General features: G+C 70.8%; 24 protein-coding genes and 1 tRNA gene. 11 read left to right on the forward strand and 14 right to left on the reverse strand.

The window, feature by feature from the left end; translation table 11 throughout:
* Positions 1-19: 19 nt before the first annotated feature.
* From EHO50_RS19550 to EHO50_RS19560, 3 genes are read right to left on the reverse strand one after another with little or no spacing between them, the layout of a single operon-like run.
* Positions 20-904, reverse strand: coding sequence for an SDR family oxidoreductase (locus EHO50_RS19550; protein WP_128431475.1), 885 nt, complete (start codon positions 902-904; stop codon positions 20-22).
* Positions 901-1,863: an alpha/beta fold hydrolase gene (locus EHO50_RS19555; RefSeq protein ID WP_128431476.1), complete on the reverse strand. Its 963-nt coding sequence runs from the start codon at positions 1,861-1,863 to the stop codon at positions 901-903. Before EHO50_RS19555 ends, EHO50_RS19550 begins: the two co-directional genes overlap by 4 nt.
* On the reverse strand, positions 1,860-3,365 hold the full coding sequence (locus EHO50_RS19560) for a flavin-containing monooxygenase (RefSeq protein ID WP_128431477.1): 1,506 nt from the start codon (positions 3,363-3,365) through the stop codon (positions 1,860-1,862). Before EHO50_RS19560 ends, EHO50_RS19555 begins: the two co-directional genes overlap by 4 nt.
* A 188-nt stretch (positions 3,366-3,553) precedes the next feature.
* Here EHO50_RS19560 and EHO50_RS19565 point away from each other — a divergent pair, with 188 nt between their 5' ends.
* The gene (locus EHO50_RS19565) at positions 3,554-4,180 is read left to right on the forward strand and encodes a MerR family transcriptional regulator (protein ID WP_164904903.1); all 627 of its coding nucleotides are present in this window, start codon (positions 3,554-3,556) and stop codon (positions 4,178-4,180) included.
* Between the two features lie 77 nt (positions 4,181-4,257).
* Here the strand turns inward: EHO50_RS19565 and EHO50_RS19570 are convergent, their stop codons facing one another.
* Positions 4,258-5,061: an exodeoxyribonuclease III gene (locus EHO50_RS19570; RefSeq protein ID WP_164904886.1), complete on the reverse strand. Its 804-nt coding sequence runs from the start codon at positions 5,059-5,061 to the stop codon at positions 4,258-4,260.
* Between the two features lie 77 nt (positions 5,062-5,138).
* Between EHO50_RS19570 and EHO50_RS19575 the strand changes: the two genes are divergently transcribed.
* Complete coding sequence (locus EHO50_RS19575; RefSeq protein WP_128431480.1) at positions 5,139-5,615, forward strand: GNAT family N-acetyltransferase; 477 nt, start codon at positions 5,139-5,141, stop codon at positions 5,613-5,615.
* A gap of 4 nt (positions 5,616-5,619) precedes the next feature.
* On the opposite strand, the gene EHO50_RS19580 is transcribed toward EHO50_RS19575, so the two are convergent.
* From EHO50_RS19580 to galU, 8 genes are all read right to left on the reverse strand, one after another.
* Positions 5,620-6,852: an MFS transporter gene (locus EHO50_RS19580; RefSeq protein ID WP_246101243.1), complete on the reverse strand. Its 1,233-nt coding sequence runs from the start codon at positions 6,850-6,852 to the stop codon at positions 5,620-5,622.
* A 90-nt stretch (positions 6,853-6,942) separates the two neighbouring features.
* Positions 6,943-7,016, reverse strand: a tRNA-Ala gene (locus EHO50_RS19585).
* 69 nt (positions 7,017-7,085) lie between these two features.
* Positions 7,086-8,405: a gephyrin-like molybdotransferase receptor GlpR gene (locus EHO50_RS19590; RefSeq protein WP_128431481.1), complete on the reverse strand. Its 1,320-nt coding sequence runs from the start codon at positions 8,403-8,405 to the stop codon at positions 7,086-7,088.
* Between the two features lie 197 nt (positions 8,406-8,602).
* The gene (locus EHO50_RS19595; RefSeq protein ID WP_128431482.1) at positions 8,603-9,238 is read right to left on the reverse strand and encodes a GNAT family N-acetyltransferase; all 636 of its coding nucleotides are present in this window, start codon (positions 9,236-9,238) and stop codon (positions 8,603-8,605) included.
* Positions 9,239-9,258: 20 nt separating this feature from the next.
* Entirely contained in the window at positions 9,259-9,759 is a 501-nt protein-coding gene (locus tag EHO50_RS19600) for a MogA/MoaB family molybdenum cofactor biosynthesis protein (protein ID WP_128431483.1), read from the reverse strand.
* Positions 9,756-10,250 carry a cyclic pyranopterin monophosphate synthase MoaC gene (gene moaC / locus EHO50_RS19605; protein WP_128431484.1) on the reverse strand — a complete coding sequence of 165 codons (495 nt, stop codon included), beginning with the start codon at positions 10,248-10,250 and terminating at the stop codon, positions 9,756-9,758. The genes EHO50_RS19600 and moaC overlap by 4 nt, the downstream gene beginning before the upstream one ends.
* 86 nt (positions 10,251-10,336) lie before the next feature.
* Positions 10,337-11,659 (reverse strand): molybdotransferase-like divisome protein Glp, encoded by a 1,323-nt coding sequence (gene glp, locus EHO50_RS19610; RefSeq protein WP_128431485.1) that lies wholly within the window; start codon positions 11,657-11,659, stop codon positions 10,337-10,339.
* Between the two features lie 4 nt (positions 11,660-11,663).
* Positions 11,664-12,566 (reverse strand): UTP--glucose-1-phosphate uridylyltransferase GalU, encoded by a 903-nt coding sequence (gene galU / locus EHO50_RS19615; RefSeq protein ID WP_128431486.1) that lies wholly within the window; start codon positions 12,564-12,566, stop codon positions 11,664-11,666.
* Positions 12,567-12,660: 94 nt separating this feature from the next.
* On the opposite strand from galU, the gene EHO50_RS19620 reads away from it, so the two are divergent.
* Positions 12,661-13,281 (forward strand): 5-formyltetrahydrofolate cyclo-ligase, encoded by a 621-nt coding sequence (locus tag EHO50_RS19620; RefSeq protein ID WP_128431487.1) that lies wholly within the window; start codon positions 12,661-12,663, stop codon positions 13,279-13,281.
* A 107-nt stretch (positions 13,282-13,388) separates the two neighbouring features.
* On the opposite strand, the gene EHO50_RS19625 is transcribed toward EHO50_RS19620, so the two are convergent.
* Positions 13,389-16,151, reverse strand: coding sequence for a penicillin acylase family protein (locus EHO50_RS19625; RefSeq protein ID WP_128431488.1), 2,763 nt, complete (start codon positions 16,149-16,151; stop codon positions 13,389-13,391).
* A gap of 227 nt (positions 16,152-16,378) precedes the next feature.
* On the opposite strand from EHO50_RS19625, the gene EHO50_RS19630 reads away from it, so the two are divergent.
* From EHO50_RS19630 to mscL, 6 genes are all read left to right on the forward strand, one after another.
* On the forward strand, positions 16,379-17,908 hold the full coding sequence (locus tag EHO50_RS19630) for a potassium/proton antiporter (RefSeq protein ID WP_128431489.1): 1,530 nt from the start codon (positions 16,379-16,381) through the stop codon (positions 17,906-17,908).
* A 284-nt stretch (positions 17,909-18,192) separates the two neighbouring features.
* Positions 18,193-19,494, forward strand: a complete 1,302-nt coding sequence (locus EHO50_RS19635) for an MFS transporter (protein WP_128431490.1) — start codon at positions 18,193-18,195, stop codon at positions 19,492-19,494.
* A gap of 67 nt (positions 19,495-19,561) precedes the next feature.
* Positions 19,562-19,891, forward strand: coding sequence for an FmdB family zinc ribbon protein (locus EHO50_RS19640; RefSeq protein WP_128431491.1), 330 nt, complete (start codon positions 19,562-19,564; stop codon positions 19,889-19,891).
* A gap of 99 nt (positions 19,892-19,990) precedes the next feature.
* Positions 19,991-20,833 carry an S-methyl-5'-thioadenosine phosphorylase gene (locus tag EHO50_RS19645; RefSeq protein WP_128431492.1) on the forward strand — a complete coding sequence of 281 codons (843 nt, stop codon included), beginning with the start codon at positions 19,991-19,993 and terminating at the stop codon, positions 20,831-20,833.
* A 177-nt stretch (positions 20,834-21,010) separates the two neighbouring features.
* Positions 21,011-21,601, forward strand: a complete 591-nt coding sequence (locus EHO50_RS19650) for a hypothetical protein (RefSeq protein WP_164904887.1) — start codon at positions 21,011-21,013, stop codon at positions 21,599-21,601.
* 93 nt (positions 21,602-21,694) lie between these two features.
* The gene (gene mscL / locus EHO50_RS19655; protein WP_128431494.1) at positions 21,695-22,153 is read left to right on the forward strand and encodes a large conductance mechanosensitive channel protein MscL; all 459 of its coding nucleotides are present in this window, start codon (positions 21,695-21,697) and stop codon (positions 22,151-22,153) included.
* 4 nt (positions 22,154-22,157) lie between these two features.
* Here mscL and EHO50_RS19660 read toward each other — a convergent pair whose 3' ends face one another.
* On the reverse strand, positions 22,158-22,340 hold the full coding sequence (locus EHO50_RS19660) for a hypothetical protein (protein ID WP_128431495.1): 183 nt from the start codon (positions 22,338-22,340) through the stop codon (positions 22,158-22,160).
* Positions 22,341-22,466: 126 nt separating this feature from the next.
* Between EHO50_RS19660 and EHO50_RS19665 the strand changes: the two genes are divergently transcribed.
* A complete protein-coding gene (locus tag EHO50_RS19665) occupies positions 22,467-23,705 on the forward strand; it encodes a low temperature requirement protein A (RefSeq protein WP_128431496.1) in 1,239 nt (412 codons plus the stop codon).
* A 59-nt stretch (positions 23,706-23,764) separates the two neighbouring features.
* A complete protein-coding gene (locus EHO50_RS19670; RefSeq protein ID WP_128431497.1) occupies positions 23,765-24,811 on the forward strand; it encodes a P1 family peptidase in 1,047 nt (348 codons plus the stop codon).
* Positions 24,812-24,862: the final 51 nt, after the last annotated feature.

Raw genomic sequence — 24,862 nt, forward strand, 5'->3', positions numbered from 1 at the left:
ATAACCGCACGCATGTCGATCAGTTACGCCGCGTAGTCCTCTCCTGCTCATCGGCGGCGCCCCCCGCCCCGACCAGCCCCGTCCGCATCCCCTCCAGGCGCCCGGCGAAGCGCCGCATCTCCCGCTGCCCCACGGTCCCGATGATCCCCGGCAGATACCCGCGCACGCCCTGCATGCCGCGCAGCCACCACTGCCCGTACACATGGCTGGACCGCCGCTCGATCCCGGCCACGATCCGGTCGACCGCCGGCCCCAGCGGATAGGTCTTGTTGGACGGCCAGGGCAGCCGCTTCCTCAACTCCCGCATGACGTCGTCCTGATCGGCCCCGCGGACCATGTCGGTGTCGGTCCAGGACAGATACCCGACCCCCACCCGTACACCCTGGTAACCGACTTCGGCCCGCAGACTGTGTGCGTACGCCTCCACACCCGACTTGGACGCGCAGTACGCGGTCATCATCGGCGCCGGAGTGATGGCCGCGAGCGAGGCGATCTGCAGCAGATACCCCCGGCTCTCCATCAGCACCGGCAAGAACGCACGCGCCGTCACCGCCGACCCGATGAGGTTGACCTCGATGACCCGCCGCCACGCCTCGGGATCGGAGTCGACGAACGGCCCGCCGGTCGCGACACCCGCGTTGGCCACGACGATGTCGACCTTCCCGAACCGCTCCTTGACCTCCCGCGCCACCCGGGCCATCGCCTCATGGTCCGTCACATCGGCGTACCAGTGGTCGCTGTCGCTGTGCAGCCGCTCGGAGACCTCCTTGAGGGCGTCCGGCTCCAGCCCGACGAGCGCCACCTTCGCACCGCGCGCGGAGAGCTTGCGGGCGAGCAGCTCACCGACGCCGCGCGCCGCCCCGGTGACGACGGCGACCTGACCTTCGAGGCTCACCCTGCTCATGCGCCCTCCTTGACCTGCGGGTATGTGTCGACCTGCGTGTATGTCTCGGCCTGCGTGTACGTCGTGACCAGCTCCCGGATCTTCCCGGTCACCAGCTCGGGCGCCTCGATCGGCGTCATGTGCCCGAGGCCGGGCAGTTCGGTGACGCCGAGACAGTGCGGCAGCGCGGCCGCCAGCGAGCGCGCGTGCACCGGTGGGGTCAGCCGGTCGGCCGTACCGACGACCACGGCGGTCGGCACCGCCAACTCGCGCACGCCGTGGTCGAGATCGAGCAGGTCGAGCACCTGCGACCAGACGTACCGCACCTTGCGCGGGCACGCGTGCACGATCCGCGCGCACGCCTCGACCATGTGCGGGGCCGAACCGGGCCCCATCGTCCCGTACTTGAGGATCGCCCGGGCGATCGGCGTGACCGGCCCGAGCGGCGCCCGGGAGCCGAGTATGCGCTTGGTCAGCCAGGTCCGCAGCCGCCCCGGCCGTAGGGGTACGACCGTGGACTCGGCGACCAGCCGCGAGGAGCCGGTGCTGCACAGCAGGACGGCACCGGCGTGCTCCCGGAACCCCGGGCGCGCGGCAGCGGCCATCACCGTCATGCCGCCCATGGAGTGCCCGGCTATCACCGCCTTCTCGCCGGGTGCGAGGGTCGCCTTCAGTACGGCTTCGAGGTCGTCGGCGAGGGCCTCGGTGCCGCAGGCCGGGCTCGCCGGGCTGCGTCCGTGGCCGCGCTGGTCGTAGGCGATGACCCGGTGGTCGGCGGCCAGCTCCCGGATCTGCGCCGCCCAGAAGGCGGTCGAGCAGGTCCAGCCGTGCGCGAGAACGACGGCGGGCGCGGCGGTGTCGTCCACGGGACCGTGTATCTCGACGTGCAGCCGGGCGCCGTCGGCGGATATCGCCGTCAGCTCACGGGCGGGGGCGGGCGGGGCGTACGGCCCGGAGGCGACGTTCATCAGCCGGCTCACGCGGTCACCTCCGACTTGGCGTCCTTCTCGACCGGCACTCGCAGGAGTTCGTACTCCGCCAGATCCACCCGCCGCGTGGCCCGCCTGAACTCGGTCGTCGTACCGGGCCAGATGGTGCTGTTACGACCGTTGGCGTCGAGGTACCAACTCGTGCACCCGCCCGTGTTCCACACCGTCCGCTTCATCCGCTCCTGCACCCGCCGGTTCCAGGCGGCAACGGCGCTCGGCCGCGCGTCGAGAGCCGCACGGCCTCCGAGGACGTTCAGCTGCCGTACGAAGTCGGCCATGTAGTTCAGCTGGGACTCGATCATCAGGATCATGGACGAATTCCCGAGCCCCGTGTTGGGTCCGATGATCGTCATCCAGTTGGGGAACCCGGCGGCCGAGGCGCCCCGCAGCGACTCCATGCCGCCCTTCCACACCTCGGCGAGCGTCCTGCCCTCCGCGCCCACCACCCGCTCGGCGATGGGCATGTCGGTGACATGGAACCCGGTACCGAAGATGATCGCGTCGACCTCGGCCGCACTCCCGTCGGCGGCCACGACGGTCGAGCCGCGGACCTCGCTCAGCCCGCTGGCGACGACGTCCACATTGGGCCGGGCGAGCGCGGGGTAGTACTCGCTGCTCAGCAGGATCCGCTTGCAGCCGATGCGGTAGTCGGGGGTGAGCTTGGCGCGCAGGGCGGGGTCCTTGATGGACCGGCCCATGTTGCGCTTGGCCAACTGCTCTACGAGGCCCAGCTGGTCGGGGTGCTTGGTGAACGCCTGCACCTGCAGCTCCCGGATGCCCCACAGCAGCCCGCGCCGCAGCTGCGCGGTGAAGGGCAGGGCCCGGTGCAGGGAGCGCTCGGCGCCGCTGATGGCGCGGTCGACGCGGGGCATGACCCAGGGCGGGGTGCGCTGGAAGAGCGTGAGCCGCTCGACCTCGGGCTGGACGGCCGGCACGATCTGGATGGCGGAGGCGCCGGTGCCGACCATGGCGACGCGCTTGCCGCGCAGGTCGTAGTCGTGGTCCCAGCGGGCGGAGTGGAAGACCTTCCCGGGGAAGGAGTCCAGGCCCGGGATGTCCGGGATCTTCGGGTCGGACAGCGGTCCGGTGGCGGAGACGACGAAGTCCGCGGACAGATTCCCCCCACTGGTCTCGATGTCCCAGCACAGCCGCTCGCCGTTCCAGGTCATCCGCTTCACCTCCGAGTCGAAGCGGATGTGGGGGCGAAGCCGGAAGACGTCCGTGACGTGCTCCAGGTAGGCGCGGATGTGCTGCTGTCCGGAGAAGGTGCGCGGCCAGTCGGGGTGGGGTGCGAAAGAGAAGGAGTACAGATGGGACGGCACGTCGCACGCGCATCCCGGATAGCTGTTGTCCCGCCAGGTCCCGCCGACGCTGTCGGCCCGCTCCAGGACGACGAAGTCGGTGACGCCCTCGCGCCGCAGCCGTACGGCGGCCCCCAGCCCGCCGAACCCGGACCCGACCACCGCGACCCGCACATGCTCGCGTTCGGCCATGCCTGTGCCTCCATGCTTCACCGGGAACTTCACCCCGGAACCGGAACCATGCCAGTGAACACTGGCGCAATGGGGAGAGTAGAGGAGGTCTGTACTGACCGGTAGGGGTCGGTCGAGGAAAACCGGCGAGGAAAGTTACCGCCGGTACGACTTAAGGTTCCCAGGTGACCGAGAAGCGTGAATACCGGATGGAGGAGCTGGCCCGCGTGGCCGGCATCACGGTGCGCACCCTGCGCTTCTACCGCGAACGCAAGCTGATCCCGCCGCCCCGCCGCGAGGGCCGCATCGCCTGGTACGACGACCACCACCTGGCCCGCCTGCGCACGATCGCCGCCCTCCTGGAGCGCGGCCACACCCTCACCGGCATCGCGGAACTCGCCGAGGCCCTCGACCACGGCCGCGACGTCGCCGACCTCCTGGGCGTCGCCGCCCCCACCGAGGAGGAGCCGGTCCGCCTCACCCCCGAGGAACTCGCCTCCCGCTTCGAAGGCCAGGTCACCCCGGAGAACCTCGCCCTCGCCCTGGACCTCGGCTACCTCGGCACCGACGGCGACGAGATCGTCCACGTCAGCCGCAGCCTGCTGGACGTCTCCTCGGCCCTGGTCCGCGAGGGCATCCCTCTCGCGGAGGTGCTGGCGGCGGGCAAGCGCGTCCGCGAACACGTCGACGACATCGCGGAGATGTTCGCCGACCTGGTACTGCGCTACGCCCACGCGAACGACCTCCAACGCCTGCGCCCCCTCGCCAGGAGCGTGGTGGAGGCGGAGCTGTCCTTGGCCTTGGACCGACAGCTGCGGAAGCAGGGCGAGCGGTAGCGCCCTGAAGGGGCGCGGGGAACTGCGCGACCAGCCACGATGGCGCCGCAGACAACCGACGACACATCGCGGCGGGCTCAACGGTCGTAGACAACCGTCACCGGCGCATGATCCGACCACCGCTCGCCATGCGTCGCCGCCCGCTCGACGTACCCCTTGAGCGCCTTGGCGGCGAGCCCAGGCGTCGCGACCTGGTAGTCGATGCGCCAGCCGGTGTCGTTGTCGAAGGCACGCCCACGGTACGACCACCAGGAGTACGGCCCCTCGACATCCGGGTGCAGCGACCGCACGACGTCGACGTAGCCGCCCGCGGTGGGGGCGAACACCTCGCCCAGCCACTCGCGCTCCTCCGGCAGGAAGCCGGAGTTCTTGGTGTTGCCGCGCCAGTTCTTCAGGTCGGCCTGCTGGTGGGCGATGTTCCAGTCGCCGCAGACGAGGACCTCGCGGCCGTCGGCGGCGGCACGCTCGCGCAGGTCCTTCAGATAGGCGAGGAACTCGCCCATGAAGCGGACCTTCTCGTCCTGCCGCTCGGTGCCGACCTCGCCGGAGGGGAGGTAGAGGGAGGCGACCGTCACACCGGGCAGGTCGGCCTCGACATAGCGGCCGCTGTCGTCGAACTCACTCGACCCGAAGCCGACCTGGATGCGGTCGGGCTCACGGCGGGTGTAGAGGGAGACACCGGCGCGCCCCTTGGCGGCGGCGGGGGCGTGCACGACATGCCATCCGTCGGGCGTACGCACCTGCTCCGGCAGCTGCTGCGGCTCCGCGCGCACCTCCTGCAGGCACAGCACATCGGCTTCGGTACCGGCGAGCCACTCCACGAAGCCCTTCTTCGCGGCGGCCCGCAGCCCGTTCACATTCACAGAGGTCACAGTGAGCACCCCGGCACCATACCGGCACACTGGACGTTGTCCGATTCTGGAACCTCTTGATCTTGAATTGATATACGGTAACCAGCATGCATATACGTCGCGTCTCCTTCGACCACCCCGACGCCGTCAAGCTCAACGACCAGGTGCAGGCCGAGTACGGCGTCCGCTACGGCGACGGCGGCGACGCCACGCTCCTCGCCCCGGCGGACTTCGAGCCGCCGAACGGCCTCTACCTGATCGCCTACGACGAGCTCGGCGCCCCTGTCGCCTCCGGCGGCTGGCGTTCCCAGGACGAGAACGGCGAGGGCAACGCGGACGGGGACGCCGAGCTCAAGCGGATGTACGTCGTCGAGCAGATGCGCGGGCGGGGCCTGGCAAGACGTGTCCTGGCCGCGCTGGAGGAGGACGCGCGGGCGGCGGGCCGCATCCGCATGGTGCTGGAGACCGGCGCCAAGCAGCCGGAGGCGGTGGCGCTGTACACGTCCAGCGGGTACGAGCCGTGCGAGAAGTTCGGCTACTACCGCTTCCATGAGCTGAGCCTGTGTTACGCCAAGGCGCTGTGAGCGGTCAGCTCCGTGGGGCGTTGATGCGGTAGACGTCCCGCACGCAGAGGTTGAGGACGGCGGAGGCGACGACGAGCCCGGCACACGCCACCAGCACCGTCCGGTTGTCCCAGGTGCCGGCCGCGAGGGCGGTCAGCAGATAGCCGAGCGGAATCGCAAGCCGCTCCCCGACACTGTTGAACGCGCTCATGCGCCCCAACTCGCCCTGCGGCACATGCTGCTGGAAAGCGGTCGTCCACGCGACGATCGCCACGTCCAGCCCGATGCCCGCGAGCAGGGCGGTCAACAGCAGCCAGGGCAGCGGCAGTCCCCAGCCCATGACTAGCAGGGGGCCGGCCATGGGCAGACAGGCCGCGACGGCCACCGCGAGCAGCCGGTACGGCCGCCAGCGCAGACACACCACCGTCCCGGCCAGCAGCCCCGCCGCGAACGCCCCCTGCACAAGGCCCCAGTCACGCGCCCCGGCGTACCGCTCCGCCGCGACGACCGGCCCCAGCAGTTGGAACCCCGCCAGCCACGCGGCGACAAGGACGGTCCCCGCGACCGTGTACGTCCACAACCAGGTCCGCGACCAGAAGCCGGCCCACCCCTCCCGCAGATCGCTCAGCACGCTGGTGACGGTGACCGGTGCGTCCAGGCGCAGCCCGAGCAGCAGAAGGGCGGCGACGGCGAAGGTGAGCGCGTCCCAGGCCAGCGCCCAGGCCGGGCCGCCGGCCGCGACAACGACCCCGCCGATCGCCGGACCGAGCACCTTGACCGCGTTACTCGGCAGCCTGAGCAGGGCGTTGGCCTGCTGCAACTGCTCCGCGGGCACGATCTGGGCCACGGCCCCCTGAGCGGCGGGCACGGTGAAGGCCACCGCCGTCCCGGAGACGAAGCCGCAGACCGCGATGGAGACGGTCGTGGCATGCCCGGTGGCGACGACGGCCGCCAGGGCCCCCTGGGCGGCGGCCGCGAGCAGATTGCCGAGGAAGAGCAGTCGGCTGCGGGACACACGGTCCGCGAGCACCCCGCCCATGAGGAGGAAGGCGATCGTCGGAACGGTGTTCGTGGCCAGCACCACACCGAGCGCCCCGGCTCCTCCACCCTGCTCGATCACGGAGTAGGCGAGCGCGAGGGGCGCCATCGCGGATCCGGTGGCGGAGATCAGACTGGCGGTCACGAACCGCCGGAAGGCCGCGTTCCGCAGCGGCGTCGCCGTGCGCGTCGCCCGTAACCGTGCGGCGGCCTTCTCCACGCTCCCCCTCGGACATAACAAAGATCCCGCCCGATCAACCGATCGGACGGGATCTTTCAACTCCCAAGTTCCCTTGGAAAGTTGTTGCGGTGGACCTGAGGGGATTTGAACCCCTGGCCCCCTCGATGCGAACGAGGTGCGCTACCGGACTGCGCCACAGGCCCTTGCAACGAGTGAAACTTTAGCACCCCGATCGGCCTGCTTGGAAATCCGTTCCCGCCCCGGCCGGGCGGCTACTCGTTGGCCGCGCGGGGGCGGTCACCGTCCTCGTACTGGTCGAACAGTGGCGTACGGCCCCGCTCGCGCGCCCGGCGGGCGGAAGCGGCCCGGCGGGCGTCGCTACGACCGCCCCCCTCGGCCTTCTCCTCGTCGGGAGCCGCCTCGTCCGACTCGGCGCCCCGCGCGGAACCGTCCCGAGGCGCACCGCCGGAAGCAGAGCCTGCCTCGGCCCCCGCATCCCGGTCCCGCCCGACGGAGCTCGACCGTGCCGAGCTCCACGCGTCCGGCGCGCCGAGATCCACGTCGGGGGTGGCCCGCGGAGCGACCGGCGCGGTCACATACGTCGGCAAGGGCACCGGAACCGGCTCCCAGCTGTCCCCGTGCCCCGGCCGCCGCTGCCGCTCGCGCTGCTGATCGACCCACTCGGCGTGATCGGTCTGCTCGACGAGCGCACGCCGGTCCGCGGCGAGCGCGGACATCCCGGTGTCCGTGCCTGGTTCGGGCCTCTCGTCGGGCTCGTCGATCCCGGCCCCGGTGTCGGTGGTGCCGCGCCGCCGGGACTGGCGCGCATGCTCGCGCAGCCGCTGCGCGGCGGCCTCGGCGCTGCGCCGGTCCATCTGGTACGCGAAGCGACGGCGCTCCTGGGAGCGCAGATACGCGATGTACCCGCTGAGCATCACGGCGGGTACGCCCGGCGCCCACAGGAAGGCGAGCCCGCCGACCGCGGCGACGATCGCGCCGAGGGTGAAGGCGAGGAAGAGTACGACGGTGGTGCGCCTACGGCGCGCCAGCACCTTCAAGCGCCGCGCCCGTGCCGCGGCCGCCTCGTCCGAAGGGGGACGCCGGGCCGCGGGCACGCGTTTGCGCGCGCTGTCCGCCGGGCCGGAGCCCGATTCGGGCGCGGGTGCGCCTACTCGTTCCGGTGCGCCTGCGCGTTCCGGTGCGGGTGCGCCGACGCGCTCCGGTGCCGACTTGGCCGCTGGCTCGCGGGGGGATTCACGCGCCGGCTCCGGGCGCCCCGGTGCCTGAGCCTGAACCGTCGCCTGGGTCTGCGGACGGGTCGGAGGCATGGCGAAGGCCCGGACGTCCACCGACTCGGTGACGTCGCCCGGGTCATCGGCGCTGGGCTCCCCCTCGTCGGTGGAGCGCGCGCGCAGGTCCTTGGCGTACCGGCGCTCCATCCCCGCCCGTCCGGACAGCAACCGGATGGCTGTGCTGAAGCGTTCCGTCGGACGGGCCTCGTTCAGCTCGTCCTGCCTACGGAGCCACATCGGCACCAAGTAGGCGGCCCAGGCCCCGACAATGACTGCGTAGATGAGGCCGCTGCTGCTCACGCCTCACACGGTAGAGGGGTTTGCGTGAGGCCATCTGCCAATTGAGCCGGTGTGTCGCACGATCTGGCTGATATTTCGAACTTTTTTTGTGACCGATGCGATCAGCAGCCCACCGAGGGCGGGAATTTAATGCCCCGAGCCGGTCATCCTGCGATCAATTTCGAACACTTATTCAATTTCCGGGGCTCCCTTCCCGGCTACGCGGGATTGCCCTGGGTGTTCTGCGGGTTCGTGTGCGGTGTCTGCTGCGAGACTGCCCGGTGCCAGCGGCTCAGCAACCCTTCCGGCACCTCTTCCGCCGTGAGCGCGAAGACGAGATGGTCCCGCCAGGCTCCGTCGATGTGGAGATATCGCGGACGCAGCCCCTCCTCGCGGAATCCGAGTTTCTCCACGACCCGGCGGCTCGGGCGGTTCTCGGGGCGAATGCAGACCTCGATGCGGTGCAGACCGACGGTGCGGAAACAGTGGTCCACGACGAGCGCCACGGCGGTCGGCATCACCCCGCGGCCCGCCACCGCCTCGTCCACCCAGTACCCGACGTGCCCCGAACACATCGAGCCCCAGGTGATACCGGCGACCGTCAACTGCCCGACCAGCCGCCCCTGGTACTCGATGACGAACGGGAGCATCCGGCCCGAGTTCGCCTCGGACCGCAGATGCCGGACCATCTGGCGGTAGGTCGGCCGGTGCGCGATCGGCCCGCTGGGGGTGGGCGGCGGAATGGTCGCCTCCCAGGGGCGCAGCCAGTCCCGGTTGCGCCGGTTGACCTCGCGCCAGGCCCGTTGGTCGCGCAGCTTTATCGGCCGGAGGACGACATCTCCGTCCCCCAGCACGACGGGCCAGGATGGGCTGTTCAGCTCGCACCCCCACTGCTGGGTCTGGGGTGGTCGCCGCCGCGGATCTGGTCGACGGCGTGGATCAGAAGGGGCTCCAGGACGGCCAGGCCGTCCTTCACCCCGCCGCTGGAACCGGGCAGATTGACGATCAGTGTGCGCCCGGCGACTCCGGCGAGCCCTCGGGACAGCGCCGCCGTGGGTACCTTCTCCCGTCCGAACGCCCTGATTGCCTCGGGAATGCCCGGCACCTCGAAGTCGAGGACAGCGCGGGTCGCCTCGGGCGTGCGGTCGGTCGGCGAGATGCCCGTGCCGCCCGTGGTCACGATGACGTCGTACCCGGCGTCCACACCGGCGCGCAGGGCGGCGCCGACCGGGTCTCCGTCGGGCACGACCTGCGGTCCCTCGACGTCGAAGCCGAAGCCCTTCAGGCCCTCGGCGATCAGCGGGCCGCCCTTGTCCTCGTAGATCCCCGCGGCAGCCCGGTTGGAGGCGGTGACGACCAGAGCGCGATACGTCATGCCCGACTCCAGTCGCCCGACTTGCCGCCCGTCTTCTCCTCGACCCGTACGTCCGTGATGACCGCTCCCTTGTCGACCGCCTTGACCATGTCGATCACGGTGAGCGCGGCGACGGAGACGGCGGTGAGGGCCTCCATCTCGACGCCCGTGCGGTCCGTGGTCTTCACGGTGGCCAGGATCTCCACGGCGTCGTCCGCGACCGACAGATCCAGTTTCACACCGGACACCGACAACGGGTGGCACAGCGGAATCAGGTCCGGGGTGCGCTTGGCGCCCATGATGCCCGCGATGCGCGCGGTGGCGAGGGCATCGCCCTTGGGGACGCCTTCACCGCGCAGCAGCTCGATCACGCGGGGTGAGACGAGGACCCGGCCGCTGGCGCGGGCGGTGCGGGCGGTCACGTCCTTCTCCGAGACGTCGACCATGCGGGCCGCGCCCGCGTCGTCGATGTGCGTGAGTCGGTCCTGCGTGGGTCGGTCCTGCATGCTCATGCTCGTGTGGCGCTCCCGGTCCGGGCCCGTCGCGGTGCGGCGCACGGGCCTGCTGTGCGCGACACGGTACCGCGGGCCAGGGCCTCTCAGCCGAGCAGGACCACCTCGACCTCGCTGCCGGGCTCGACGCTCTCCACGTCCTCGGGGACCACGATCAGCGCGTCCGCGTGCGCCAGGGCCGCGATCAGATGGGATCCGGCGCCGCCGACCGGCCGCACCGCGCCGTCGGCGTACGTCCCGCGCAGGAACTGTCTGCGTCCCTTGGGCGAGGTCAGCGCCTTGTCCGCGGTCAGGGTGGCGGTCGCCTTCGGCCGGTGGACGTCCTCCAGGCCCATCAAGGTGCGGATCGCGGGGCGCACGAACAGTTCGAAGGAGACGTACGACGACACCGGGTTGCCCGGGAGCGCGAGCAGCGGGGTGTGGTCGGGGCCGATGGAGCCGAAGCCCTGGGGCTTGCCGGGCTGCATGGCGAGCTTGCGGAACTCGACACCGGCTCCGGCCTCGTCCTCGTCGCCGACGTGGGACAGCGCCTCCTTGACGACGTCGTACGCCCCGACGCTGACCCCGCCGGTGGTGACCATGAGGTCGGCGCGGACGAGCTGGTCCTCGATGGTGGAGCGCAGGGTCTCGGCGTCGTCGGCGACGGCGCCCACGCGGTAGGCGATGGCGCCGGCGTCCCGGGCGGCCGCGGTGAGGGCGAAGCTGTTGGAGTCGTAGATCTGGCCACTGCCCAGGTCCTCGTCGGGCTGGACGAGTTCGCTGCCGGTGGACATGACGACCACGCGCGGGCGTGGGCGCACGCGGACCGTGCCGCGGCCGATCGCGGCGAGCAGGGCGATCTGCGGTGGGCCGAGGACGGTGCCGGCTTCGAGGGCGCGGTCGCCGGACTTCACGTCGCTGCCCTTCGCGCGTACGTGCGCGCGTGCCTCCGCCGGGCGGTACACGTGCACATCGCCCTGGGCGCCCTCGGGGGCCAGACTGCGGGCCTGCATCCCGGTGACCGGGCCCTCGCCGAGGCCGCCGTCGGTCCACTCCACCGGTACGACGGTTTCGGCGCCGGGCGGCAGCGGGGCGCCGGTCATGATGCGGGCGGCCTGGCCGGGGCCCACGTGAATCAGCTCGGCCTGGCCCGCCGCCACGTCCCCGACGACCTCCAGGACGGCGGGGAACTCCTCGCTCGCGCCCGCGACATCCGCGACCCGCACCGCGTACCCGTCCATGGAGCTGTTGTCGAACGGCGGCAGGGAGACCTGCACCGTGACGTCCTCGACCAGGACACAGCCCTGGGCGTCGAGGAGTTGCAGCTCGATGGGTTCGAGGGGGCGGACGGTCGCGAGGATGTCCTCCAGGTGTTCGTCCACCGACCAGAGGTGGTCCTGGCCGGCGGGGCGGGTCGCGGCGGTGCTCAAATCGCTACATCTCCTCGGCTACGTAACTGCGAAGCCAGGTCCGGAAGTCCGGGCCCAGGTCTTCACGTTCGCATGCGAGTCGGACAATGGCACGCAGATAGTCGCCCCGGTCACCGGTGTCATAGCGGCGGCCCTTGAAGACGACGCCGTGCACCGGGCCGCCGACCTTCTCGTCCTGCGAGAGCTGCTGGAGGGCGTCGGTGAGCTGGATCTCGCCGCCGCGGCCCGGCTCGGTCTTGCGCAGTATGTCGAAGATGTGCGGGTCGAGGACGTAACGGCCGATGATCGCGTAGTTCGACGGGGCGTCCACGGCGGCAGGCTTCTCGACCAGGTCGTGGACCTTGACGACGTCACCGTCCTCGGTGGGGTCCACGGCCGCACAACCGTAGAGGTGGATCTGTTCGGGCGCGACCTCCATGAGCGCGATGACGCTGCCGCCGCGCTGCTCCTGCACCTCGACCATCCGCTTGAGCAGCGGGTCGCGCGGGTCGATCAGGTCGTCGCCGAGCAGGACGGCGAAGGGCTCGTGGCCGACGTGCGGGGCGGCGCACAGCACGGCGTGGCCGAGGCCCCTGGGGTCGCCCTGGCGCACGTAGTGCATGGTGGCGAGGTCGCTGGACTCCTGCACCTTCGCGAGCCGGTCGGCGTCGCCCTTCTTCTGAAGGGCGGATTCCAGCTCGTAGTTGCGGTCGAAGTGGTCCTCCAGGGGGCGCTTGTTGCGGCCCGTGATCATGAGGACGTCGTCGAGGCCGGCGGAGACGGCCTCTTCGACCACGTACTGGATCGCCGGCTTGTCGACGACCGGCAGCATCTCCTTGGGAGTGGCTTTGGTGGCCGGCAGGAAGCGGGTACCTAGGCCCGCTGCGGGGATGACAGCCTTGCTGATCCGAGGGTGTGACTGAGTCATGCCCGACACCATATCCGGTGCCTTTGCAGGGAATCTGAGGCTCCGGTTAATTGGCTCTCATATGAGCGCATAAGGAAGGGTTCGGGAACGACCAGTGAGTCACAGCGGGCGTCCGGCCGAGACTGACAAGCGAACGTTGCGGCGAGAGTTCGTCTCGGTGAGGAACAGGTTGACGGCCGATGACCTGCGAGCATCGGCGACCGCGCTGGCCGGGCGGGCACTGGAGCTGCCCGAGCTGGCGCATGCACGCACGGTGGCGGCGTACGTCTCCGTGGGGAGTGAACCCGGCACGCTCGCACTGCTGGACGCGCTGCGCGCGCGGGGCGTGCGCGTCCTGCTGCCCGCCCTGCTGCCCGACAACGACCTCGACTGGGGCGCGTACACGGGAGAGGGGTCCCTCGCCCGCGTCCAACACGGCGGAAAGATGGCCCTCTTCGAGCCCGCCGGCGAGCGCCTCGGCCCGGACGCCGTGACCGACGCCGACGTCGTGCTGCTGCCGGGCCTCGCGGTCGACGCGCGCGGGATGCGGCTGGGGCGCGGCGGGGGGTCCTACGACCGCGTCCTCGCCCGGCTGGAAGGCGCGGGGGCTCATCCCTCGCTCGTTGTGCTGCTGTACGACTCCGAGGTCGTCGAGCACGTCCCCGAAGAGCCGCACGACCGGCCGGTGCACGCGGTGGTGACGCCGTCGGGCGCGCGCCGCTTCCGGGAGCCCTGAGCCACGCTCCTCACGCGCTCCTCACGCACTTCTCATGCGAACGGGCCCTCCACGCGTGCGTGGAGGGCCCGTTCAGCGTTTCACCTCAGCCGTTCACCGTCGGCGACTCACGGCTTGAGCACCAGGGTGTCGCTCGTGCTCTCGTCGACCGCGCCGTCCGAGAAGGACCAGTCGAGCAGTTCGCCGTCGGCCCACTTGTCCGTCTGGTCGGTGTAGTGGGCGCTGTAGGCGTGCCCGGACGCGCCGGTGAGGTTGATCCACTTCGACTTGTCGAGATCGCCGAGGTTGACCACCATCCGCATCGACGGCACCCATACGACGCCGTAGCCGCCGGCGGCGTTCCAGCCCGAGGCGTTGACCGTGGCCTCGCCGCCGCTGAGCTTCCAGGGGCCGCGGTTGAGGACGTACTGCAGGAAGCCGGGGCCGTCCGTGCCGATGGTCTGGTTCTTCAGGAACAGGCGGTGCAGCCGGCCCCAGCTCCAGGTGTCGATGTCCTTGCCGAGCTTGGCGGTCAGCTCCCAGCGGGCGTCGATCATGGCGCGCTTGAACAGATCGTCGCGGTTGTCGCTCGCCCCCGGCCGGGTGAGCGACTTGGGCGTGGACCACCAGTCGCTCTTCTGGTCGTCCATGAGTGTGCGGACGACCTCGAACCAGCGGTCGCCGCCGTCCGGCTGCGCCTGGTCGGTGTCGCGCTCGCCGCACTCGCGCACCTTGTTCGTCTCGTCCGCGGGCCCGGTGGTGTTGACGGGATCGACCCACAGGCACTGGCCCTCGACCCGCAGCTCCTTGGGTAGCTTGTTGCCGAAGGCGAGCTTGAGGATGTTGCGCCAGACCGAGTTGAAGTAGGCGGCCGCCGCCGAGTCGGCGTCCTGGGTGTAGTCCCAGCCCTCCAGGAGCTCCTGCGCCTCGCGGACGTCCTTGTCCGCGATGTCGATCTTCAGCAGCTTGGGCACCAGCAGCTTGGCGATCTCGCTGCTGTTGTCCAGCTGCATCTGGCGCATGTCGTCGGTGGAGATCTTGCCGCCGTCGTCGATCTTCGACTGGATCAGGTCCGTGATGCGCTGGCTGCGGGCGCCGTAACCCCAGTCCGTGGTGAGCGTGTAGGGGTACTTGGCCTTGTCGACCACGGCCTGATTGGCGGTGACGATGTAGCCGCGGGACGGGTTGTACTCGTACGGCAGCTCGTCCTCGTCGATGTAGCCGGTCCAGCGGGACTTGGAGTCCCAGCCCGGTGCCGGGACGGAGCCGTCGTAGCCCTGCGCGCGCGTGGGGATCTTTCCGGGCAGCGTGTAGCCGATGTTGTCCTTGGTGTCGGCGTAGATCAGGTTCTGCGAGGGCACGTCGAACAGGGCGGCCGCGGCGCGGAAGTCGCTCCAGTTCGCCGCCCGGTCCATGGCGAACACGGCGTCCATGGTGGTGCCCGGGCTCAGCGCGGTCCAGCGCAGCGCGATGCCGTAGCCGTCGCCGCGGTCGGGGGCGGCGGTGTCGACGGCGGCCTTCCTGCCGACCTTCACGAGCTCGCTGCTGCGGTCGGACAGCAGCGGCATCCCGTCCTTGGTCTCCCGGACGACGATCTTCTTGGGCGAGCCGCCGGCGACCTTGATGGTCTCCTCGCGCGCGATGAAGGGCACCGTCTTGCCGTCGTACAGGTAACCGTCGCCGGAGAGCTTCTCCAGGTAGAGGTCGGTGACGTCGACGCCGGAGTTGGTCATGCCCCAGGCGATGTTCTGGTTGTGGCCGATGACCACGCCGGGCATGCCCGCGAAGGTGTAGCCGGTGACGTCGTACTGGCACGCGCTGGAGACCGAGCGGCAGTGCAGGCCCATCTGGTACCAGACGGACGGCAGCGACGCCGACAGGTGCGGGTCGTTCGCCAGCAGCGGCTTGCCGGTGATCGTGTACTTCCCGCGGACCACCCAGGAGTTCGAGCCGATGCCGTTGCCGTTCACGCCGACGGCCGTCGGGAGGTCGTCCAGGACGTTCTGCAGGCCCGACAGCTGGCTCTGCAGGCCGGTGCTGCCCGAGGTGGAGGCCGTGCCCGCCGTGCCGCTCGTGGACGAGCCCGCGGAGGACGTGGCGCCGTTCTGCTGGAACGTCTTGGTGACCTCGTCGTACTGGCCCGCCTGGACGATCGTCTTGTTGCGGCTGTACGGATAGTCCGGGTACAGGTCCGCGATCTCCTTGGGACCGAGGCGGCTGGTCATCAGGGCGCGGTCGATCTCGTCCTGCATGTTGCCGCGCAGGTCCCAGGCCATCGCCTTCAGCCAGGAGATCGAGTCGACCGGGGTCCACTTCTGCGGCTTGTAGTCGTTGGTGAGCCCGAGGGCCGCGTACTCCAGGGAGATGTCCTTGTTGTCCTTGCCGTCCAGGTAGGCGTTGACACCCTTGGCGTAGGCCTGGAGGTACTTCTTGGTGGAGGCCGACAGCGTCTTGTCGTACTCCTGCTGCGCGATCCGGTCCCAGCCGAGAGTGCGCAGGAACTCGTCGTTGTCGACCTGACTCTTGCCGAACATCTCCGACAGGCGCCCGGACGTCATGTGACGGCGCACGTCCATCTCGTAGAACCGGTCCTGCGCCTGGACGTAGCCCTGCGCCATGAACAGGTCCTCGTCGGAGGAGGCGTAGATCTGCGGGATGCCGTAGTCGTCGCGCTTCACGTCGACGGGCCCGGACAGGCCCGCGAGCGTGAGGGAGCCCTTGGTCTGCGGGAAGGAGGCACGGACGGTACTGATGGACCAGTACGCCCCGCCGGTGACGCCTCCGATGAGGGCCAGCACCAGCACGAGAACGAGCAGGCGGGCTCTGCGCCCCTTCTTCCTGCCGGACTTGCCGGGCTGCTGACCCGTGGAGGCGGTGGTGTTGGGGGGCATCGCTGTCCTTGCTGTCCTAACGCGAGCGGCAGGCGGTCCTGGAGTGCTGGAGCAACCATAGGCGCAGGGCCTGGTCCCACTTGACGCGGACTGGGGAACCAGCACGGACGGACGTTCGATCATGCCCGGCCGAGGTCAAGAAATCGTCAAGAGTTAGGTAAGGTAACGAAGTAGTTGGGTGCGGAGAACCGCCACTTCGTGTCCTATGTACGTGAGCCCACGCGCGCGTGCGCGGGGGCCAGGGAAGGGAACGGCCGCTGACTGTCCACGACCTCAACCAGCTCCTGCTCGTCTGCTCGCTCGTCCTGCTCGTCGCCGTCGCAGCGGTCCGGATCTCCTCGCGCAGCGGGCTCCCCAGCCTGCTCGTGTACCTGGGCATCGGCGTGCTCATGGGCCAGGACGGCATCGGCGGCATCCGCTTCGACGATGCCGAGCTGACCCAGGTCATCGGGTACGCGGCGCTGGTCGTGATCCTGGCCGAAGGTGGTCTGGGCACGAAGTGGAAGGAGATCAAGCCGGCGCTTCCGGCCGCCTCCGCGCTGGCGCTGGTCGGGGTCTCGGTGAGCGTCGGGGTCACGGCGACGGCCGCGCACTACCTGGTCGGGCTGGAGTGGCGGCAGGCGCTGATCATCGGGGCGGTCGTCTCCTCCACTGATGCCGCCGCGGTCTTCTCCGTCCTGCGGAAGATCCCCCTCCCCTCACGCGTGACGGGCACCTTGGAGGCCGAGTCCGGCTTCAACGACGCCCCCGTGGTGATCCTGGTCGTCGCCTTCTCCCAGTCCGGTCCGATCGAGCACTGGTACGCGCTGCTGGGCGAGATAACCCTGGAGCTGGCCATCGGCGCCGCCATCGGCATCGCGGTGGGCTGGCTGGGCGCCTGGGGCCTGAGGCACGTGGCGCTGCCCGCCTCCGGCCTCTACCCGATCGCCGTCATGGCCATCGCCGTCACCGCCTACGCGGCGGGCGCCTCGGCACACGGCAGCGGCTTCCTGGCGGTGTACCTGGCCTCGATGGTGATGGGCAACGCGCGACTGCCGCACTGGCCCGCCACACGCGGGTTCGCCGACGGGCTCGGCTGGATCGCCCAGATCGGCATGTTCGTCCTGCTCGGCCTGCTGGTCACCCCGCACGAGCTGGGCGACGACATCCTGCCCGCGCTGCTCATCGGGCTGGTGCTGACGATGGTGGCGCGCCCGCTGAGCGTCGTCGCGTGCCTGACGCCGTTCCGCGTCCCCTGGCGGGAGCAGGCACTGATGTCCTGGGCCGGGCTGCGCGGCGCCGTGCCCATCATCCTGGCGACGATCCCCATGGTGGGCGGCGTCGAGGACAGCCGCCGCATCTTCAACATCGTCTTCGTGCTGGTCGTCGTCTACACCCTGGTCCAGGGTCCGACGCTGCCCTGGCTCGCCCGCAAGCTGCACCTCGGCCAGGGCCCCGAGGCCGCCGACCTCGGCATCGAGTCGGCGCCGCTGGAGCGGCTGCGCGGACATCTGCTGTCCGTCGCGATCCCCGACGGCTCGAAGATGCACGGCGTCGAGGTCCACGAGCTGCGGCTGCCCGCCGGAGCGGCCGTCACCCTCGTCGTCCGCGACGGAAAATCTTTCGTTCCGCTGCCGACGACGGTGCTGCGGCTCGGGGACGAGCTGCTCGTGGTCGCCACGGATCCGGTACGGGACGCCGCGGAGCGCCGGCTGCGTGCCGTGGGGGCCGGGGGCAAGCTGGCCGGGTGGCTGGGGACCAACGGGGCGACCCGATAGGGCGACCCGATGGGGCGACCAAAACGGGGCCGCCGTATCGCAGGTGAAGCACCGAGTAGTGCTCATTTTCACAGGATCAACGGGCCCCGCTCCCTGTACTATGCAGGCGTAACCCAGATCGAACCAACTCTGCCTGACGCAGAGCTGGCGCGACCGTATGGCGGCCGTGACGTCCTTCCTCGATGGGCGCCGGTATCTACCGCAGTTCCGCGCGACAGGACAGCTCTCGGCGCCGCCCCCCACCCGACGGGGCCGTGCTACCAGGCGGCAGAAAGGCACGGGCCGTGGCATCCACGGTCACCATCGAGCCGTCGGAGGAGTCGAAGGACTCGTCGGCCTCATCCCGCCCGGGATACGGACAGCTGCTGCGCACCCGCGGCGCCTGGACGTTCCTGCTGCCCGGCTTCGCGGCGCGTCAGCCGTTCGCGATGCTGACCATCTCCATCGTGCTGCTCGTCCAGCACACCACCGGTTCGTACGGTGCGGCGGGCGCCGCCGCCGCCGTCACCGGCGTCTCCATGGCGCTGTTCGCGCCCTACAGCGGCCGTCTCGCCGACCGCTACGGACAGCGCACCGTGCTGATCCCCGGCGTGCTGGTGCACACCCTGTCGGGCCTGACCCTGACTGCGCTCGCCCTGAACCACGCCCCCTTGTGGGCGCTCTTCGTGGCGGCCGTGCCGACCGGCGCCTCGGTGCCGCAGGTCGGGCCCATGGTGCGGGCCCGCTGGGGCGTGAAGCTCCAGGGCTCGCCCCTGATGACGACCGCGGCCGCCTTCGAGTCGGTCACGGACGAGCTGACCTTCGTCGTCGGCCCGCTGCTGGCCACCGCGCTGTGCACCGCCGTCGACCCGGCCGCGGGCCTGGTCACGGAGGCCGCGCTCACACTGCTCGGCGGTCTGCTGTTCGCCGCGCAGAAGAGCACCCAGCCCTCGGTCACCGTCGACGGGCACGCACGCGTGGAGCACGCTTCCGCGCTGCGCGTCCCCGGCGTGCGCGTACTGATCGTGACCTTCCTCGGCATCGGCTCGGTCTTCGGCGGCATGCAGGTCTCCCTGGCCGCCTTCACGGAGTCGATCGGCGAGCCCGGCCTGAACGGGGTCCTGTACGGCACCTTCGCCGCGGGCAACATGCTCTCCGGCATCGCCTGCGGCGCCATCGCCTGGAAGGTGGCCCCGCAGCGCCGCCTCGTCGTCGGGTACGCCGCCCTCGCGCTGGCGGCCTCCGGGCTGTGGGCCGCGCACTCGGTGCTCGTCCTGGCCGGCCTCGGCCTGCTCGTCGGCATGTGCATCGCGCCCGCGCTGATCACCGGGTACACGCTGGTCGAGGACCTGGTCCCGGCCGGCGCCCGCACCGAGGCCTTCACCTGGCTCACGGGCGCGGTCGCGCTCGGCCAGGCCGCCGCCGTCACGGTCGCCGGACAGCTGGAGGACCGCTTCTGGGGCGGCGCCGGATTCCTGGTGCCGATGGGCGGCACGCTGCTCGCCCTGGCGACCCTGGTGGCGCTGCGCTCGCGGCTGTCGGCGCGACCCCGCGGCCGTACCGTCGCACGTGGCGTCGGTCACCGAGTCCCGGTGGCAGTGGACTGAACGGCTGGAATACGACACACTTGACCGTCGTTAGCACTCATCGAGTGAGAGTGCCAGGAGGAAGACAGTGCCGACCTACCAGTACCAGTGCACCGAGTGCGGCGAGGGCCTCGAGGCGGTGCAGAAGTTCACGGACGACGCCCTGACCGAGTGCCCCAGCTGCCAGGGCCGCCTCAAGAAGGTGTTCTCCGCGGTCGGCATCGTCTTCAAGGGCTCCGGCTTCTACCGCAACGACAGCCGCGGCTCCTCGTCGAGCAGCTCGCCGGCGTCGTCGAAGCCGTCGACGTCCTCCTCGTCCGACTCGTCCTCTTCGTCCTCCTCGACGTCTTCTACGTCGTCCTCGGACTCGAAGTCGTCGAGCGCCGGCACCTCCTCCAGCAGCAGCTCCGCCGCGTAAGCGCCTCCTACGCGCGCGTAGGACCCCACTTCTTACGGGACCCTGTCGTCATCCGGCGGCGGGGTCCTCGGCTTCTCCGGGTCCGGTTAGGGTGCGGGCATGGCGAACAAGGCGAACGCAGAACTCGGCGTGATCGGCGGCTCCGGCTTCTACTCGTTCCTCGACGACGTGACCGAGATACAGGTGGACACCCCGTACGGGCCGCCCAGTGACTCCCTCTTCCTCGGCGAGATCGCCGGCCGACGGGTCGCCTTCCTGCCCCGGCACGGACGCGGCCACCATCTGCCGCCGCACCGGATCAACTACCGAGCCAACCTCTGGGCCCTGCGCTCGCTCGGCGTGCGCCAGGTCCTCGCCCCGTGCGCGGTGGGCGGTCTGCGTCCCGAGTACGGGCCGGGCACCCTGCTCGTGCCGGACCAGCTGGTCGACCGCACGAAGTCCCGGGTCGGCACGTACTTCGACGGGCTGCCGCTGCCCGACGGCGCCGTACCGAACGTGGTGCACGTCTCCTTGGCCGACCCCTACTGCCCCGCCGGACGCGCGGCCGCGCTGAAGGCGGCTCGCGGGCAGGACTGGGAGCCGGTGGACGGCGGCACGCTGGTGGTCATAGAGGGGCCGCGCTTCTCGACCCGTGCCGAATCGTTGTGGCACCAGGCGCAGGGCTGGTCGGTGGTAGGCATGACCGGTCACCCCGAGGCGGCGCTCGCCCGTGAACTCGAGCTCTGCTACAGCGCGTTGGCCCTGGTCACCGACCTCGACGCGGGCGCCGAGACCGGCGAGGGCGTCTCGCACGACGAGGTGCTGCGGGTGTTCGCGGCGAACGTGGACCGGCTGCGGGGCGTGCTCTTCGACGCGGTGGCCGCGCTGCCGGCGAACGAGGAGCGGGACTGCCTGTGCACGAACGCGCTGGGCGGGATGGATCCGGGGTTCGAGCTGCCGTAGGGGGCGGATGTTCGGGGGGGCGGAACTCCTCACTCCTCGGTCGAGTAGGGCGGAACTCCTCGTTCGGGTGGGGGAGTTTTCCACAACCGGTCGGTAGTCCACGGGCTCCGGCGGGCGGCGGCGCGATGCCTCATCGTGGGCACGCAAGCCGTTCCGTCGTCGCAGGTGGTGGTCCCGATGTCCGTTGCTCCGTCGCCCTTTTACCCGCCTTCCCCTTCCCCTTCCTCTCCCGTTCCCCCTCCCCCTTCCTCTCCCGTTGCTCCGCTCCCGCCGGGCACGGATGCTCCGGCCACATGCGAGGTGCCGCACTTCGCTCCGGTACGGGTGCGTGGTGGGCGGTATCGACTACGCCGGCTCGTACGGCACCGGAGGCGGGCCGTGGCGGTCGGGCTCGCCGTGACCGCGGCTGCACTCGTGGCGGCCGGCCCGCGGGAGGCCGACCGGGCGCGCGGGCATCCGGTGGCGGAACCGGTACACCAGCACCGGGCAGTGGAGCGGGTCTCCGCGCCGGTGCGGATCGCCGACGGGGCCGCCGTGCGGCTGCTGCGGCCCGGCGACCGGGTCGATGTGATCGCCGCGCAGGAGACGGCGACGGGCGCCGACGCCGCCCGGGTGGTCGCGCGCGGGGCACGGGTGACGAAGGTGCCGGAGCCGCTGGACGCCGCCGGAGAGAGCGGGGCGCTGGTAGTGCTGTCGGTGCCGCGTGCGACCGCGGCGCGCCTAGCCGGCGCGAGCGCCACGGCGCGGCTGGCGGTGACGTGGTGCTGAGCCGGGGGCCCAACTGGACAGGGTGGCCGGGCCCTGACGTAGGTTGCGGATCGGTTTGTTCCACAACCTGTGCGCGCGAGGAGAGGCTCCGAAGTGAGCGAGAAGAAGGAACCGAGCGTCTGGGAGGGCTTCAAGGCCTTCCTGATGCGCGGGAACGTCGTCGATCTGGCCGTGGCGGTGGTCATCGGTGCCGCGTTCACCAACATCGTCAACGCGGTGGTGAAGGGGATCATCAACCCACTGGTCGGCGCGATCGGCACCAAGAACCTCGATCACTACAGCTCGTGCCTGAGCTCGACGTGCGAGGGCGAGCAGGGAATCACGATCCTGTGGGGCTCGGTCCTCGGCGCGACCCTCAGCTTCGTGATCACCGCGGCCGTCGTCTACTTCCTGATGGTCCTGCCGATGGCCAAGTACCTGGCCCGGGTGGAGGCCCGCAGGAAGGCGAAGGAGGGTGCCCACGAGGTGGTCGAGGTGACCGAGCTGGAGGTGCTCAAGGAGATCCGCGACGCATTGGTGGCGCAGCGCGGTTCAGGGCACAACGAGCAGTAACGGCTCAGAGGTGGTGGGGCGGCTTCTCGTCGAGGAAGCGCTTCAGGTCGGCCGCGCTGTCACCGGCGGCGCCCGGCCGCTCGCCCCATCCTCGGTCCGTGTCGTCCGAGGACTGCTGGTCCAGCGGATCGTCGAAGATCAGCGCGGACTTCGGCTCGCGCGGCTCGGGGGCGGGGGCGGTACTCATGCGTCCAGGGTACGGCCCGTGCGGCGGCCCTCCACGGCGACAACCCTCCCGGCGGCGATCCCGGCGCTTGCGCGCTTGTGATCCCTTCGCAAGAAATTCCCCGCCCCATCTGCTGTGCTTGACCCCATGACGTCCAGTTCGACTCCCGCGCCGGACTCCCCCCGCCCGCCCGGAACCCGCCACCCGCTGCGCAGGCTCACGGCCCGAGGCCGGGGTGAGGCGCACCGCGCCGCCACCCCGCTGGAACTCTTCTTCGACCTGTGCTTCGTGGTGGCCATCGCCCAAGCCGGCATGCAGCTGGTGCACGCGGTCGCCGAGGGGCACGCGGGCGAGGGGATCCTCAATTACGCGATGGTGTTCTTCGCCATCTGGTGGGCCTGGATGAACTTCACCTGGTTCGCCTCGGCCTACGACAACGACGACGTGCTCTACCGGGTCGTCACCCTGATCCAGATGGCCGGTGTGCTGGTCCTGGCGGCCGGGGTCTCCCGGGCGTTCGAGGACCATGAGTTCCTGGCGGTGTGGCTGGGCTATGTGGTCATGCGGCTCGCCCTGGCGGCGCAGTGGCTGCGGGCGGCCAGGTCGAGTGAGGGCCCGGAGCGGACGATGGCCCTGCGGTACACCGTCGGCGTGCTGCTGTGTCTGGTCGGCTGGCTGGGGCTGGTGGTGCTGCCCGAGGACGCCAGGCCCTGGCTGTTCCTGGTCATGGCGATCCTCGAGTTGTGTGTGCCGCCGTACGCGGAGAAGGACCACCCCACGTCCTGGCATCCGCGCCATATCGCCGAGCGGTACGGGCTGTTCACGATCATCGTGCTCGGTGAGACCATCGCCGCGGCCACGGTCGCCGTGAAGGCCGGCATCGACGAGAACGACGCGCTGGGCGACCTGCTGCCGATCGCCGCGGGCGGGCTGTTGATCATCTTCGCCGCGTGGTGGATCTACTTCGTGGTGCCGATCCATGGGCACCTGCGCTCCAACAAGCAGGCGTTCCTGTGGGGTTACGGTCACTACCTGGTCTTCGCCTCGGCGGCCGCGATCGGCGCGGGCCTGGAGGTGGCGGTCGAGCAGGTCGTCGGCAAGGCGCACATCTCGACGCTGGCCGCGTCGGCGGCGGTGACCCTGCCGACGGCGCTCTATCTGCTCACCGTCTGGGCGCTGCACTCGCGCCACTTCAAGTTCGGCATCACCCAGCAGCTGGTGCTGCCGACCACGGCCCTGCTGGTGATCTGCTGCACGTTCCTGGGCGACTGGGCGGTGCTCGCGGCCGGCCTCATATCGGCGGGGGCGGTGGCGACCGGGGAGACGCTGACGGCGCGCAGGTCTGCCGGAGCGGGCGGGACGGCGGCGCGGGCGCCGGTCGCCTGACCGGCCCCACATGGCCGGACATCGCGGGGCCGCGTCGGTTGCTGGACGAGACTGGCCCCATGACAGTTGACGCTCTGACAGATGTCGCCGGGCTGCGGGTCGGGCACGCGACGCGCATCGGCGACGGTTGGCTCACCGGCACCACGGTCGTCCTCGCTCCCGAGGGCGGGGCCGTCGCAGCGGTGGACGTGCGCGGCGGCGGCCCCGGCACCAAGGAGACCGACGCCCTCGATCCGCGCAACCTCGTGCAGAAGGTCGAGGCGATCGTGCTGACCGGCGGCAGCGCGTACGGGCTCGACGCGGCGTCCGGGGTGATGGCCTGGCTGGAGGAGCGGGGGCGCGGGGTGCGCGTGGGGGTGGATCCGGCGCATGTCGTGCCGGTGGTGCCCGCGGCCTGCGTCTTCGATCTGGGCCGGGGCGGCGACTTCCGAGCGAGGCCGGACGCGGCCACGGGGCGGGCTGCGGTCGAGGCGGCCGCGGCGAGCGAGGCGGGGTCGCCCGTGCGGCAGGGGTGCGTGGGCGCGGGTACGGGGGCGACGGTCGGGTCGGTGAAGGGCGGGATCGGCACGGCGAGCGTCGTCCTCGACTCGGGGATCACGGTGGCGGCGCTGGTGGTGGCCAACGCGGCGGGGGCGGCGGTGGATCCGGAGACGGGGGTGCTGTACGGGGAGTTGTTCCAGGGGCGTGTGGACTATCCGCAGGGGCAGGTCCATGAGGCCGCGCGCCTGCGCCTCGCGGAGGTCGCGGCGAAGAACGCGCCGCCCCCGCTGAACACCACGCTCGCGGTGGTCGCCACCGACGCCGACCTGTCGAAGGCGCAGGCGCAGAAGCTGGCCGGTACGGCGCACGACGGCATCGCGCGCGCCGTGCGGCCGGTGCATCTGCTCAACGACGGGGACACCGTGTTCGCGCTGGCCACCGGGGACCGGCCGCTCGACGCCGGGCACCCGCTCGCGCTGAACGAGCTTCTCGCTGCGGGCGCGGACGCGGTGACGCGGGCGATCGTGCGGGCCGTGCGCGCGGCCGAGTCGGTGGACGGACCGGGTGGAGTGTGGCCGTCGTACGGGGAGTTGTACGGGAGCGCCGGTGACAGGGGGCAACACTGAGGGGGTGGCACCGGGTCCGCGCGGTCGATTGTCGCGGTTGTGTCACGTGAT

The organism is Streptomyces cyaneus, from assembly GCF_004028635.1.
Taxonomy (GTDB): domain Bacteria; phylum Actinomycetota; class Actinomycetes; order Streptomycetales; family Streptomycetaceae; genus Streptomyces; species Streptomyces cyaneus.